At 50.7% G+C, this 13,087-nt stretch carries 13 protein-coding genes; 1 reads left to right on the forward strand and 12 read right to left on the reverse strand.

Features of this window, described 5'->3' with window-relative positions; all coding sequences use genetic code 11:
• From DFQ01_RS07990 to hisC, 4 genes are all read right to left on the reverse strand, one after another.
• Positions 1–609, reverse strand: a complete 609-nt coding sequence (locus DFQ01_RS07990; RefSeq protein ID WP_110043374.1) for an anti-sigma factor family protein — start codon at positions 607–609, stop codon at positions 1–3.
• The gene (locus DFQ01_RS07995; RefSeq protein WP_110043375.1) at positions 606–1,205 is read right to left on the reverse strand and encodes an RNA polymerase sigma factor; all 600 of its coding nucleotides are present in this window, start codon (positions 1,203–1,205) and stop codon (positions 606–608) included. The genes DFQ01_RS07990 and DFQ01_RS07995 overlap by 4 nt, the downstream gene beginning before the upstream one ends.
• Before the next feature lie 563 nt (positions 1,206–1,768).
• Positions 1,769–2,860 (reverse strand): prephenate dehydrogenase, encoded by a 1,092-nt coding sequence (locus tag DFQ01_RS08000; RefSeq protein ID WP_110043376.1) that lies wholly within the window; start codon positions 2,858–2,860, stop codon positions 1,769–1,771.
• Positions 2,861–2,863: 3 nt separating this feature from the next.
• On the reverse strand, positions 2,864–3,964 hold the full coding sequence (gene hisC / locus DFQ01_RS08005) for a histidinol-phosphate transaminase (RefSeq protein ID WP_110043377.1): 1,101 nt from the start codon (positions 3,962–3,964) through the stop codon (positions 2,864–2,866).
• 220 nt (positions 3,965–4,184) lie between these two features.
• Between hisC and DFQ01_RS08010 the strand changes: the two genes are divergently transcribed.
• Positions 4,185–4,985, forward strand: a complete 801-nt coding sequence (locus DFQ01_RS08010; RefSeq protein ID WP_110043378.1) for a WD40/YVTN/BNR-like repeat-containing protein — start codon at positions 4,185–4,187, stop codon at positions 4,983–4,985.
• 83 nt (positions 4,986–5,068) lie between these two features.
• Here the strand turns inward: DFQ01_RS08010 and trpA are convergent, their stop codons facing one another.
• The 8 genes from trpA to aroB form a co-directional block, all read right to left on the reverse strand.
• Complete coding sequence (gene trpA, locus DFQ01_RS08015) at positions 5,069–5,881, reverse strand: tryptophan synthase subunit alpha (RefSeq protein WP_110043379.1); 813 nt, start codon at positions 5,879–5,881, stop codon at positions 5,069–5,071.
• Positions 5,868–7,073, reverse strand: coding sequence for a tryptophan synthase subunit beta (trpB, locus tag DFQ01_RS08020; protein ID WP_110043380.1), 1,206 nt, complete (start codon positions 7,071–7,073; stop codon positions 5,868–5,870). The genes trpA and trpB overlap by 14 nt, the downstream gene beginning before the upstream one ends.
• Complete coding sequence (locus DFQ01_RS08025; RefSeq protein ID WP_110043381.1) at positions 7,070–7,795, reverse strand: phosphoribosylanthranilate isomerase; 726 nt, start codon at positions 7,793–7,795, stop codon at positions 7,070–7,072. Before DFQ01_RS08025 ends, trpB begins: the two co-directional genes overlap by 4 nt.
• Positions 7,792–8,598, reverse strand: coding sequence for an indole-3-glycerol phosphate synthase TrpC (trpC, locus tag DFQ01_RS08030; RefSeq protein WP_110043382.1), 807 nt, complete (start codon positions 8,596–8,598; stop codon positions 7,792–7,794). Before trpC ends, DFQ01_RS08025 begins: the two co-directional genes overlap by 4 nt.
• Positions 8,588–9,643 (reverse strand): anthranilate phosphoribosyltransferase, encoded by a 1,056-nt coding sequence (gene trpD, locus DFQ01_RS08035; protein WP_110043383.1) that lies wholly within the window; start codon positions 9,641–9,643, stop codon positions 8,588–8,590. The genes trpC and trpD overlap by 11 nt, the downstream gene beginning before the upstream one ends.
• Positions 9,643–11,208: an anthranilate synthase component I gene (trpE, locus tag DFQ01_RS08040; RefSeq protein ID WP_110043384.1), complete on the reverse strand. Its 1,566-nt coding sequence runs from the start codon at positions 11,206–11,208 to the stop codon at positions 9,643–9,645. The genes trpD and trpE overlap by 1 nt, the downstream gene beginning before the upstream one ends.
• A gap of 385 nt (positions 11,209–11,593) precedes the next feature.
• Positions 11,594–11,962 (reverse strand): chorismate mutase, encoded by a 369-nt coding sequence (aroH, locus tag DFQ01_RS08045; RefSeq protein WP_110043385.1) that lies wholly within the window; start codon positions 11,960–11,962, stop codon positions 11,594–11,596.
• Positions 11,959–13,083, reverse strand: coding sequence for a 3-dehydroquinate synthase (aroB, locus tag DFQ01_RS08050; RefSeq protein ID WP_110043386.1), 1,125 nt, complete (start codon positions 13,081–13,083; stop codon positions 11,959–11,961). The genes aroH and aroB overlap by 4 nt, the downstream gene beginning before the upstream one ends.
• Between the last annotated feature and the right edge of the window lie 4 nt (positions 13,084–13,087).

The raw sequence follows: 13,087 nt of genomic DNA on the forward strand, positions 1-13,087 counted from the left end.
TTATTTCCGTGTACGAGCAAACCAATTCGAAAGCAGCAGTGTTGCGATAACGCCGAATAAGGAGAACACAATCCAATATTGCGGTACTGTCGGTACGACTTTTAGTACGAACGGATCACTAATACTCGCTACAGGTACTTGGGCATAAAACTCGCCGCCTAGTACAGAGCCGTCATCGCCAGCACTCGCCGTTTCGAGCAATCCCGTCATCGGCTCCATATTCTGAGCGGACGAACCCCAGTCTCCGAAAATAGCGAATAGCAGTCCGCTGACAAAAATCGCCAAGCAGCACGCGATGAGGGCGGTGCTTCGGAAGCGGAACGACGCTGTGAAGCGATAGGACCGCTCATGAACTGGCCGAAGATGTTCCATATCCGCATAAATGCGGTCCATAACGGATCGATTCATTCGATAGGAATCATCATCCAACTCTTGTTCGAAATCCTCAGACAGCGACCGAATAATCAGATCGCTCTCTTCCCACAAGCGTAGTTGTTCCGCGCATGCCGGACAATCCAAGAGATGACGGTCTATAGCCGTTCTTTCATCGTCCTGTTCGGGGAGATCCCAATACAGACCGAGTTTCTCTTGACATTCGTCGCATCTCATCGCGTTCTCATCCCTTCATATGACTCCACCGCAACAATCGACTCGTCAAAATATGGCTCGAGCTGTGTCTTCACACTTGCCCGTGCGCGGAACAGCAGCGATTTTACAGAACTGACGGTCTGCCCCAAAATGCTGGCAATCTCCTGATAATCAAGCTGTTCATATTCACGAAGGATGAGCGCGGATCGTTGTTTTTCTGGCAAATTGTTAATTGCCTCGCGTACCATGGACATGCGTTCGTTCTGCAGCAAGCGTAATTCCGGCACGACATCCGGCGGGGCCAATGGAATGACATTCGATTCTTCCAGCGGCACATTGCCTGCCTTCTGCTTACGCAGCTCGCTGAGCACGGTGTTGCGAGCGATTGTATATAACCACGTCGAGAAAGATGCATCCAATTCACGGAAGGAATGTAGGCTTCTATAGGCTTTATAGAACGTCTCCGAGCATAAATCCTCCGCCATAAGCTCGAGCCTAGCGCTCTTGAGCATATGATAAATAAAGGCGAGGATCTTACGCTGGTATCGCCGCATCAATTCCGCATACATTTGGACATTGCCGTCTTTAATTTCTCGTATCAATTGGGTGTCGGTCACGACTGGCGAACCTCCCCACCTGCGGAGTCTTCTCGGTTCGGCCTAACTATTGTACCGAATCGAAAGCAAAAAGTTTCTGTACTTCTAAAATAAATATGAAGAACGACAAAATCGTTATTAAATAAGTTCAACTTATGCGTCTAAATTCCTGCCTCTTTCGACATAGATGGCATACAGATTTTGCAAACCCTTTCCCTGCCAAATGCTCCTGTATTGTATCACAACCTTGATCCATGGTGGATAAATATTTGACAAAGAAACAATTCCCAGTTGCCCCCGACGAAACAAGCAGATCATTAACTTTTCTTCAGAAGTTTGGAAAGGCTTTCATTATAATCGCTTGACAAAATGAAAACGTATACATATAATAAAAGTACAGTATGGTTTCTCTCCACTCCTATCCAAATACTTCGCACTTTGTGCGGACCACCTCCTATCGAGGTGGTTTTTTTTTTGCCATTATTTCTTACCCCCATCCATAGGCTGCTCAAACACTTTTTTCATTAAAAATAAAGAGACTGCCCAGAATCATCCTCGAAGAGGATTGGACAGTCCCATTCCATTTAGAAGTGCACCGAATATTGCAACTCGCCAAGCGCAATAACCGCTTGATCGAGATCATCCTGCTTACGGAACGAGAGACGCAGAATACCTGGAACATCCTCTCGACTCTCAATAATCTGCATGTTGCTCAAGTTAATGTGACGATTACCCAGCTCTGTTGCAATCCGACCAATAACGCCCGGTGTATCTGGAACGTCAACATAACATTCGTAGATTGCATGAATGACACCCTTACGGCGCTCTGGCAGACTATTGCGGAATTCACCAGACGTTCGGAAAGCTTCTCCAATGCCTTCAAGATCGCCAGCCTTCAGCATACGAGCGAACTCTTCGATGCCTGTATTCCAATCGTCGATTAAACGAAGCAGCACATCGCGATTGTTGACAAGAATATCGCGCCATACCGCAGGATCGCTGGAGGCGATGCGCGTAATGTCACGGAAGCCGCCTGCCGCTAGCTGCGAATAGAGAGCATTGGTCTCGTTGTAACGACGGACCTGGTTCGTTAGCGCTACCGCAATCATATGTGGCAGATGGCTGATCGCGCCAACGATATCGTCATGCTCTTCTGCATCGACGATCACAATGTTCGCTTTCGTATAAATGAGAAGTTCCTTCAGCCTCTCGACCGCCTCGGGAGGTGTCGAGCTGTTCGGCGTTAGTACATAGAAGGCGTTCTCGTATAAATAGAGAGATGCTGCTTCTACACCGGAACGCTCCGAACCAGCCATTGGATGACCGCCAATGAAGATCGCTTCACCAAGATCAAGGGATCTTGCACAAGCGTTAACGGACGCCTTCGTGCTGCCTACGTCTGAAATGATACAGCCTGGCTTCAGCTTGATCTCAGACAGCTGCTTCATATACGATTCCAGGCTGCCAACTGGCACGCAAAGAAAGATAAAGTCGGCGTCTTCAGCCGCTTCGCGCAGAGACGTCGTGGCATGATCCACGACGCCTCGCTCGATATACTTCTGCACGGATGATTGGCGAGTCGAATGTCCGACTACATACAGATCTGGCTTGCCTTTGAAGCAAAGTGCCAGCGAGCCGCCCATCAGTCCCACGCCGAATATCGCGATTTTAACCATATGCTATCCAAGCACCGCCGCTTCTTGCAGTACTTGTTCCAGCGCCGCAATGAACTTCTCGTTCTGCTCGCGGCTGCCGACTGTAATCCGAATGTAAGTCGGGTATTTGCCCCAGCCTGAACGGGAAATGATGCCTTTGCGAAGCAGAGCGTTGAACACATCTCCAGACGGAAGCTTCGTATCGAACATAATGAAGTTGCCATGTGCGTCAAAGTAATGCAGACCAAGACGCTCGAATTGCTCACGCAGGTAGTTCAAGCCTTCCGTATTGCGGTCACGGCATTCGTTAAGGAACGCTGCATCATCAAGCGCTGCGCTTGCAGCCGCTTGTGCAACACGCGACGTATTGAACGGCTCGCGCACTTGGTTGATCGAGCGAACAACGTCTGGATGTCCAACGCCATAACCGATGCGAAGTGACGCAAGGCCGAAGATTTTGGAAAATGTGCGAAGTACGATCAGATTCTTGTATTGCGACAACAGCTCGATGCCGTTAGGGAACGCTTCGTCTGTTACATACTCTACATAAGCCTCGTCCAATACAACAAGTACATGGCTAGGTACTTGCTTCATGAACGCATCGACTTCATCCTTCGTTACGATCGTACCTGTTGGATTGTTCGGGTTGCACACCCAGATGAGCTTCGTGCGGTCCGTTACATGGGACAGCATCGCAGGCAGGTCATGTTTGCCGTCCGTCAATGGCACTTCGATAACACGAGCATTCTCAACTTCAGCATTGTGCTTGTACACGCTGAATGTTTGATCTGCCATAATCGTCTCGTCGCCAGGAACGAGGTAAGCACGCGTGAGCATCAGGATAACTTCATCCGATCCGCAGCCGAAAATAATGCTGTCCGTGCTAACGCCAAGCTGGTCTGCGAGCTTCTTCGTCAGTTCAACGCTTGCGCCGTCTGGATAGATGCTTGCATTGTTCGAAATTTCATAAATAACTGCTTCCTTCGCACGCTCGGAGCATCCGAACGGGTTCTCGTTAGAAGCAAGCTTAATGACTTCAGAGAGGCCAAGCTCCCGTTTGACGTCTTCTACTGGTTTGCCCGGTTGGTAAACGGGAAGATGGACGATATTGCTTTTTGGCTGCATGACTCCATTCACCTCATCAACAATTGTTAAAATTTCAATATATCCTTTATTGTCTCACATATCCGCCCCAATGCAAAGCATAAATAACGCACTAACGTACCAACGCTTTTGGGCAGTATTACGTTAAAGCAGCGACTCATTGGAGGTTGCGAAACAATTAATTCGACATTGACGTCTATTGATAAGACCATCTTCCATATCCATACAGGAGTTGACCCCAATGAAGAAAATGATGTTGTCCTTATTGCTTGCAGTCTCGGTTCTGCTGCCGGGCTGCAGTAGTCATGATACAAGTAGTGCGCTGGTCATTAAAACTTCGGATCCGACGACAGAAGCCGCGCCAACCGAAACGGAGCTCCTTTTGAAATGGGCAGCCACTACAGTGCCTGCAGATGCCAAGCTGCTATATTCTGCATCTATCGGAGACAGTCAGACCGACTTTTGGCTTATCTATCAACAAGCTGAGACTGGCTGCATAAGGGCGCTGCATCACGAAGATAAGCCCACCTCCAATGAAAGCTCTTCAATGCTGCCTATCCAGGAAGACTGGGAGAAACAACTGAACGAGCCGAATGTGTTTACCTCCCTTCATTCCGAACAGAGCGGAAACCCTGACTGGATTCTGCTTACCTCCGATCCTGCAATGGGGCAAATGAATAAACGGTTATACATGTCATCGGACAATGGATACATATGGAGCTACATACAAGATGTAAGCACCATCATCGACGGTTACGTTACCGGGGTGACCTTTCGTGATGAGCTAACCGGTTGGATCACCGCTGCCCAGCATGGACAGCAGCTTGTCCCTCTTTATCGTACAACTGACGGCGGCAAAACGTGGGCTGCACAGCCGATTCCAATCCCCAATGACTATAACTACGGTAATGTGAATCCGCCTGAATTCCAAGAAGGTGACTTGATGAATGGAACATTGGATATAGAATTCGTAAAGGAGAACGATCAGAAGACGTTTCATTATGTGACGAACGACGGAGGAGAGACTTGGGAGGTAAAGTGATTCATTATTATGCTGCATACCAAAAAGCCTGACCGGTCAGCTTAGCCGACCGATCAGGCTTCTCCAATTAGCTATAAGTGCGATTAACGAATCTTCAGGTTCGCTACGAATTGACCGATTTCTTCAAGCGCTGCTTCTTGCTCCGCTTCGTTACGAAGCTTCGCCTGAACCTCCTCGATCTTACGGACAATCGCACTGCCAACGATAACACCGTCTGCCTGCTTGCTGAAGCGTTCAACTTGCTCGCGGCTCGAGATACCGAAGCCGACTGCAATTGGAACTTCTGCCGCAGCACGAACATCCGAAAGGAATTCATCGATGCCGGTGTGGAAGTTCGCGCGAACGCCCGTAACGCCAAGCGAGGACACGCAGTAAACGAAGCCGCGAGCACGCGCTGCAATGCGAGCGACGCGCTCCTTCGACGTAGGCGCTACGAGTGGAATGAGGTGAATGTTCGCCTCTTCCGCCATCTCGCGCAGATCGCCATCTTCCTCGATCGGCAGATCGGGGATGATCAAGCCGCTGATGCCTTTATCCATGCAGAGCTCGAAGAACCGCTCGAATCCAAGCTGCAGCACAGGGTTGAAGTAAGTGAACAGAATGAACGGCAGCTTCACGCCCGCTTTGCGAGCTTCTTCTGCAACATTAAGCACGCCTTCAATCGTGACTTGGCCGCCAGCAAGCGCACGTTCCGAAGCTCGCTGAATGACAGGGCCGTCCGCTAGCGGATCGGAATAAGGCACGCCGAGCTCGATCATATCAGCACCTGATTCTTCTAACTTGCGGATGATTCGGACCGAAGTTGCCAAGTCTGGATCGCCAATCGTCAGGAACGGGATAAGCGCTGTAGCGTCCTGCTCTTTCAGTCGTGCAAAAGCCGCATCAATGAGATTCATTGCTGTCACCTCCGAGGTAGCCCATAATCGCTTCTACGTCTTTATCACCACGGCCAGAAAGATTGACCACAATAATTTCTTCCTTATCCAGCGTTGGAGCCAGCTTGATCGTCTGTGCGATCGCATGCGCCGACTCAAGTGCTGGGAGGATTCCCTCTGTACGCGACAGCAGCTGCAGTGCATCAAGCGCTTCTGCGTCTGTAATCGGTACATACGTTGCACGGCCCGTATCTTTGAGGTAAGCATGCTCAGGGCCGATACCTGGATAATCAAGACCTGCCGAGATCGAGTGAGCTGGCTGGACTTGTCCGTATTCGTCCTGCAGCACATAGCTGAGCGATCCCTGGAACACGCCATGACGGCCTTTCGTCATCGTTGCTGCGTGCTCATCCGTCTCAACGCCTTTGCCTGCTGCTTCTACACCGATCAGCTTAACCGTCTCGTCTTCAACGAATGGATAGAAGATACCGATCGCGTTACTGCCGCCGCCGACAGCTGCGACAACATAGTCCGGAAGACGTCCCTCTTCCTTCAGCATTTGCTCACGAGCTTCATCGCCGATAATGCGTTGGAAGTCACGAACCATCTTCGGATAAGGGTGCGGTCCTGTTACCGAACCAAGAATGTAGTACGTATCATCTACGTTGCTGACCCAGTAACGAAGCGTTTCGTTACAAGCATCCTTCAGCGTGCGCGTACCGGACATAACAGGAACAACTTCTGCACCAAGCAGCTGCATGCGGAATACGTTCAGTTGTTGGCGCTTCGTGTCCTCTTCGCCCATGAACACTTTGCATTCCATGCCGAGCAGAGCTGCGACCGTAGCGGATGCAACACCGTGCTGGCCTGCACCTGTCTCCGCAATGATCTTCGTCTTGCCCATACGCTTCGCAAGGAGACCTTGGCCAAGCGTATTGTTGATTTTGTGAGCGCCTGTATGGTTCAGGTCCTCGCGCTTAAGATAGATCTTAGCGCCGCCCAGCTGCTTCGTCAGTCGCTCAGCATAGTAAAGCGAGGTTGGGCGTCCCGAATATTTGTCCAGCAAATAGCGGAGCTCCGCTTGAAACTCAGGATCTTTCGAATACGTATTGTATGCCTCTTCGAGTTCATTCAGTGCGTTCATCAACGTCTCAGGAACGTAGCGCCCGCCGAATTGGCCAAACCGGCCTCTCTCGTCAGGTAATTGGGTCATGCTTCCCACACCTTTCTTACGAATGTATTGATTTTATCGATATCTTTAACCCCATCCGTCTCCACACCGCTGGAGATGTCAACACCGCCGGGATTGTATGTTTTGACCAAAGACTGCACATTATCGAGGCTTAAGCCTCCCGCTACATATAGCGGGACGCGGAGTTCAGCTGCCGCTTCCTTGTAACGGTCGATAACCGTCCAATCGAAGACCGTACCTGTACCGCCGCCGGCCGTATCGATAAGCACCGCATCCACGTACCCTTTATACGGAAGCAGCTGCTGCATCGCGTCGATGACATCCGACTCACCGCCGCGGCCAAGGTGGAAGACCTTCCACACTTGCGTGCCAAGCTCACGCTTCGCTGCCTCGCAATCTTCAGGCGTTTCGCTGCCATGCAGCTGAACGACGTCCAGCGAAGCAGTATTCACGGCATGCGCAAGAACAGCGAGGTCCGCATTTACGAACACGCCGACTGCTAGCGGCGCCCGGCCCGACGACGTCGTCGCAGGCCAAGCACGCACTTCTGCTATTAGTTCAGCAGCCAGTTCTGCTGATAATTGCCGTTTGCTAGGTGCGAAGATGAAGCCTACCGCCTCGATGTCGAGACCGTGCATCGCACGAATGGTTGCTTGATCGCGAAGACCGCATATTTTGATTCGAGTATAGGAAGTGCTTGCCTTGTGATCTTGACTGGCTGGTGTATGTGACGCCTCGGTCATCGTACGCCCACCGGTCCCATTAGCTCTTCAATGGCAGTGCCTACATGCGGCTTGCGCATGAAATGCTCACCAATAAGGACACCGTCTGCTCCAACAGACTTCAAATAATCCATATCTTCTACGCCTGCGATACCACTCTCACTGATTAAGGTAATGCCTTTGCCCTTCGGAACGATATCGATCAGTTCTTCCGTCGTCTTCAGGTTCGTAACGAATGAGCGAAGATCGCGGTTATTAATACCGATCAACGTTGCTTTATCGAGCTCTAACACCGTCTCCAGCTCTTGGCGATCATGCACTTCCACAAGCGCATCAAGACCAATCGACTTCGCGATATCATGGAACTCCGACAGCTGCTCCTTCGTCAGAATAGCTGCAATAAGAAGTACGGCATCCGCACCGATATCGCGTGCTTCATAGATTTGACGGTAGTCGACTGTAAAATCTTTGCGCAGCAGCGGCACATTCACAGCCTGCCGAACCGCCTGCAAATACTCATTCGATCCTTGGAAATAATCGCGGTCCGTCAGAACCGAGATGCAATCCGTACCCGCTTCTTCATAAGCGCGTGCCAGCTCCACAGGATGGAAATCTTCACGAATCAGTCCCTTTGACGGGGAAGCCTTCTTCACTTCAGCGATCAAGCCCATCGGACGCTTCCGCCCTGCTGCCGATACAGCTCGCTCGAAGCCAAGCGTTGCCGCCATATCTGCAATACGCCGTTCATAGGCTTCCAGCGAGAAGCGTCCGGACAGCTCCTCTACTTCCTGCTTCTTCGTTACTACGATGCGATCAAGAAACATGTCCCAACTCTCCTGTCGTTTGAATAAGCTGTTCCAGCTTCGCAAGTGCTTTGCCAGAATCGATCATAGCAGCAGCCTGCTGTACACCTTCGGTGAGCGTAGCTACAGCGCCACCCATATAGATACATGCGCCTGCATTAGCTAATACGACATCCCGATAAGCGCCTTGCTCTTGGCCTGTAAAAATCGATCGAATAATAGCCGCATTCTCAGAAGCTTCTCCGCCAATTATCGCATCGATCGAATGACGGCGCAATCCAAGCTCTTCCGGCGTCAGATCATACGTCCGAACAACACCGTCCTGCAGCTCAGAAATTTGCGTCGGAGCCGAAATACTAATCTCATCCAGACCATCATGGCTGCTAACAACCATCGCGCGCTTCAAACCGAGGTCGCCAAGCACTTCTGCAATCGTCTCCGTCTTGGTGCGATCATATAGGCCAAGCAGCTGGCGATCTGCGCCGGCTGGGTTCGTCAGTGGTCCAAGCATATTGAAAATCGTGCGGATACCCAGCTCTTTGCGCGGTGCAGCGGCATGGCGAAGCGACGGATGATACAGCTGGGCGAACATGAATACGATACCGATCTGATTCAAGCAATTCGCTGCTTGATCCGGTGACAGCGTAATATTCACTCCAAGCGCTTCCAGTACGTCAGCGCTGCCTGTTTTGCCCGACATTGCACGGTTGCCATGTTTCGCCACACGTACACCAGAAGAAGCTGCGATAATAGACGAAGCTGTCGAGATGTTGAATTTATGAATGCCGGAACCGCCCGTACCACACGTATCCAGCAGATTCGTCTGCTCGGTCACGACATGGTTGGAATAAGCACGCATTGCAAGGGCGAAGCCTGTAATTTCGTCGCGCGTTTCACCCTTCATACGAAGTGCCGTCGCGATGCCGCCGATCTGTGCTGGCGTCGCCTCCCCACGCATGACGTAGCCCATTACTTCCAGTGCTTCATCACGGTTCAGATGCTGACCGCCGATCAGCTTATTCATCGCGCCTGCCAGCGTAATGGTCGTATTCGTCAACGTCGTCATCAGTGTTTCGCCCCCGTCATTTCATAATCGGTATTAATCGTCGTGCCTGCCTGCACAGCTGTCCGTTTCTCGTTCGCGAACAGCAGCTCAGCCGTACGAATCGCCTTCAAGCTCGCTTTCGCTTTGTTAACCGTCTCTTCGTATTCCATCTCCGGAACCGAATCCCATACGATGCCTGCGCCGGCCTGCACATACGCTTTGCCATTCTTGAATATAATCGTGCGAATTGTAATGCATGTATTCAGGCTGCCACCGAAACCAAGATAACCGATTGCACCGGCATAAGCACCACGCGCTTCATTCTCCAGCTCCGCAATGATTTCCATTGCGCGCAGCTTAGGCGCACCAGATACTGTACCTGCTGGCAGGCAGGAGATGAACGCATCGAAGAAGTCTTTATCTTGACGCAGCTTACCGCTTACGTTCGACACAATGTGCATAACATGCGAGTACCGTTCAATCTCCATATAAGCATCACAGCGTACGGAACCAAACTCCGAGACGCGGCCAATATCGTTACGACCCAGGTCGACGAGCATCAGATGCTCTGCGCGTTCTTTCTCATCCGCGAGCAGTTCAACCTCAAGTGCCGCATCCTCTTCTGGTGTCCGGCCTCTTGGGCGTGTGCCTGCGATTGGACGAGTTTCTACTTTGTCTCCTTCAACTTTAACGAGTGCTTCAGGAGAAGTGCCTACGATAATCTCGTCATCCAGCTTCAGATAGTACATATACGGCGACGGGTTCATCGTGCGCAGTACGCGGTATACGTGCAGCGGATTGACATCCGTTTCAATGCTGAAACGTTGGGAGAGCACCACTTGGAAAATGTCACCGGCGCGGATATACTCCTTCGCCGCGTCAACATTGGAGATGAACTTCTCTTTCGTCAGGTTCGATTGCACTTCGCCAAGATCCGGATCCACTGGAATCGGTCCGCCGCTTGTCATCTGCATAGGCAGCGGCTGTTGCAGTCTCTCAATCGTTGCGTCGATACGAGCGCATGTCGCTTCGTATGCTTCTTGAATTTGCTGATCCGTAGCACCCTCTGCGATGTGCACGTTGCCGATAACTTGAATTTGCTGTTTCATATGGTCGAATACGATCACTTGATCGCAGAACATAAATTGCAGGTCGTTCATGTTCAAATCATCAATGCGATGCTTCGGCAATTTCTCATAATATTGCAGCAGATCATAACCGAAGAAGCCAATCGCGCCGCCTGTGAATGGCGGAAGATCTTTGATTTGTGGACTGCGGTACGTCCGCAGCTTTGCTTTCAACAGCTCAAGCGGCTGGTCGTGAAGCTCTGTCTTCACACCCTGCTGCTCTAGAATCATCGTACCGTTCTTACCGTATAAAAGAAGGAATGGATCTGTACCGATGAACGAGTAACGAGCCCATTGTACGCCGCCCTCCACACTTTCCAGCAAGAACGCATTACGCTCCTTGTAGAAATGTTGAAACACACGAATCGGTGTTTCGGTGTCAGCCATCGTATGGCGGACAATTGGGATCAGGTTGTACGTACCAGCTAGTTTAATGACTTGCTGCAGCTCGTTGTTCATAGCGGATCTCTCCTTCAAAGTGATTTCTACCTATCGCAATTGATATCAAAAAAGCTCCTGCCGATGGCAGGAGCTTAACGTGTAGGATGAGTGCTTACAAAGAGAGAATACGAGGAAATAGACGTCCATTGATGAAAGAAAGCCCGCACGACTCCTATCTTCACTAGGAATACATGCCACAATCCTCAACAAAGTCCATTCATCATTCCACTAAGCTAATCTCTTCTATACTCAGCTCTGCTCATCTCTACCGTCTGGCTTCTACTGCCCTACGGTCTGTTACTTGCTCTAACTTGCCTCGTCTAATTGCTTCTACTTACGATCTACTTGCTTGCTTAACTTGGTATAACTATACATCGTCAGGTGACGATCGTCAATGTTTAAATTATGCTTTCGACAGATCTGGTCGGAGCAAGCGTGCGCCGCGCAGATAAACGTGCTGAATCTCAGCCTGCGTCTTCGACGTATTCACATGGAGCATGAAACGGATGCATTTCTCCAAGCTGCCCTTGACTGGAATTTCCATTGCACACGTGACCGGAACAAGCTCCCAGCCAGTCATAACACGAATCGCCTTCGCAGGGAACGTCGAATCCAAATCACCTGTTACTGTAATCAACACACTGCAAATATCTTCTGGCGAAAATCCGTTCTCCGCAACGATTGCATTAAACAATTCCACCGTCGCATCAAGAATTTCTCCCTCTTCATTACGCTCTACTGTTACCGCACCGCGAACTCCACGTACACTCATTGCCAATCGGCCTCCTGTTTCAATTGTTCTACTGTCTCACGCACGAGTGAGGCTGCTACATCCGAACGAACCTCAACTCGGCCGATTGCTGTTGGTACAACATACACGATGCTGCCCTCTGTGAACTTCTTGTCATGCATCATAGCGCTCATAATGGCATCCGTGTCAAAATGCGCTGGCAAACGCGTCGGCAAGCCGGACTTACCGAATACCCGCTTGGTTACCTCATAGACGCTCTGCGGCGCACCCAGCTTCACGCCGACAAGCGCGGAGCCAATCATACCGATCGCGATCGCCTCGCCATGCGTAAGCTCTCCATAGCCTGCCACCGCTTCGAGCGCGTGACCGATCGTATGACCAAGGTTCAGAATGGCACGCAGACCGCCTTCACGCTCATCAACCGATACAACTGCTGCTTTAACGCTGCAGCCTTTGTACAGGGCGTATCCGAGCGCTTCTGGATCAAGCGCAAGCAGCTTGTCCATGTTCTCGTCACACCAGTCGACGAAGGACTCATCCCAGATCAAGCCATGCTTGATTACTTCCGCAAGTCCGCATTGCACTTGACGAAGCGGCAGCGATTGCAGTGTCTTCAAGTCGAAGAGTACGAATGCAGGCTGATGGAACGCGCCGATAATATTTTTCGCATGGGGATGGTTAACGGCTACTTTACCACCAACGCTGCTGTCATGTGCAAGTATCGTCGTCGGGATCTGCACGAAACGAATGCCGCGCATATAAGCCGCTGCAACATAACCTGCGAGATCGCCTACTACTCCGCCTCCAAGCGCAATAATCGTCGATTTGCGGTCCAGGCCCGCTTCAAGCGCTTTCGTAATCAAGTTCTCAAACATGGACAATGACTTCGAAGCTTCACCAGCTGGCACGACTGCCGATGCCACCGTATAACCCGCATTCGTCAAGCTCGATACTAGCGTATCTAAATACAACGGTGCAGTATTGTCATCCGAAATGATCATAAGCGACGATTTCTTGCTCACGCCATGCTGCTCAAGATATGCCGAGGTCTCCTGAAGGAGTCCTTCCCCTATATAAATCGGGTAAGAGCGTTCGCCCAAATCAACTGTTAGTTCTCTTACTACATTAGTACCGTCTACCATAATT

Origin of the sequence: Paenibacillus cellulosilyticus, from assembly GCF_003182255.1 — a bacterium.
In the GTDB taxonomy this organism is placed as follows: domain Bacteria; phylum Bacillota; class Bacilli; order Paenibacillales; family Paenibacillaceae; genus Paenibacillus_T; species Paenibacillus_T cellulosilyticus.

Excerpts from the sequence above, each read along its gene's own strand:
- DFQ01_RS07990 (WP_110043374.1), bottom strand. The coding sequence starts at position 609 with ATGAGATGCGACGAATGTCAAGAGAAACTCGGTCTGTATTGGGATCTC.
- DFQ01_RS08000 (WP_110043376.1), bottom strand. The coding sequence starts at position 2,860 with ATGGTTAAAATCGCGATATTCGGCGTGGGACTGATGGGCGGCTCGCTG.
- hisC (WP_110043377.1), bottom strand. The coding sequence starts at position 3,964 with ATGCAGCCAAAAAGCAATATCGTCCATCTTCCCGTTTACCAACCGGGC.
- DFQ01_RS08010 (WP_110043378.1), top strand. The coding sequence starts at position 4,185 with ATGAAGAAAATGATGTTGTCCTTATTGCTTGCAGTCTCGGTTCTGCTG.
- trpA (WP_110043379.1), bottom strand. The coding sequence starts at position 5,881 with ATGAATCTCATTGATGCGGCTTTTGCACGACTGAAAGAGCAGGACGCT.
- trpB (WP_110043380.1), bottom strand. The coding sequence starts at position 7,073 with ATGACCCAATTACCTGACGAGAGAGGCCGGTTTGGCCAATTCGGCGGG.
- DFQ01_RS08025 (WP_110043381.1), bottom strand. The coding sequence starts at position 7,795 with ATGACCGAGGCGTCACATACACCAGCCAGTCAAGATCACAAGGCAAGC.
- trpC (WP_110043382.1), bottom strand. The coding sequence starts at position 8,598 with ATGTTTCTTGATCGCATCGTAGTAACGAAGAAGCAGGAAGTAGAGGAG.
- trpD (WP_110043383.1), bottom strand. The coding sequence starts at position 9,643 with ATGACGACGTTGACGAATACGACCATTACGCTGGCAGGCGCGATGAAT.
- trpE (WP_110043384.1), bottom strand. The coding sequence starts at position 11,208 with ATGAACAACGAGCTGCAGCAAGTCATTAAACTAGCTGGTACGTACAAC.
- aroH (WP_110043385.1), bottom strand. The coding sequence starts at position 11,962 with ATGAGTGTACGTGGAGTTCGCGGTGCGGTAACAGTAGAGCGTAATGAA.
- aroB (WP_110043386.1), bottom strand. The coding sequence starts at position 13,083 with ATGGTAGACGGTACTAATGTAGTAAGAGAACTAACAGTTGATTTGGGC.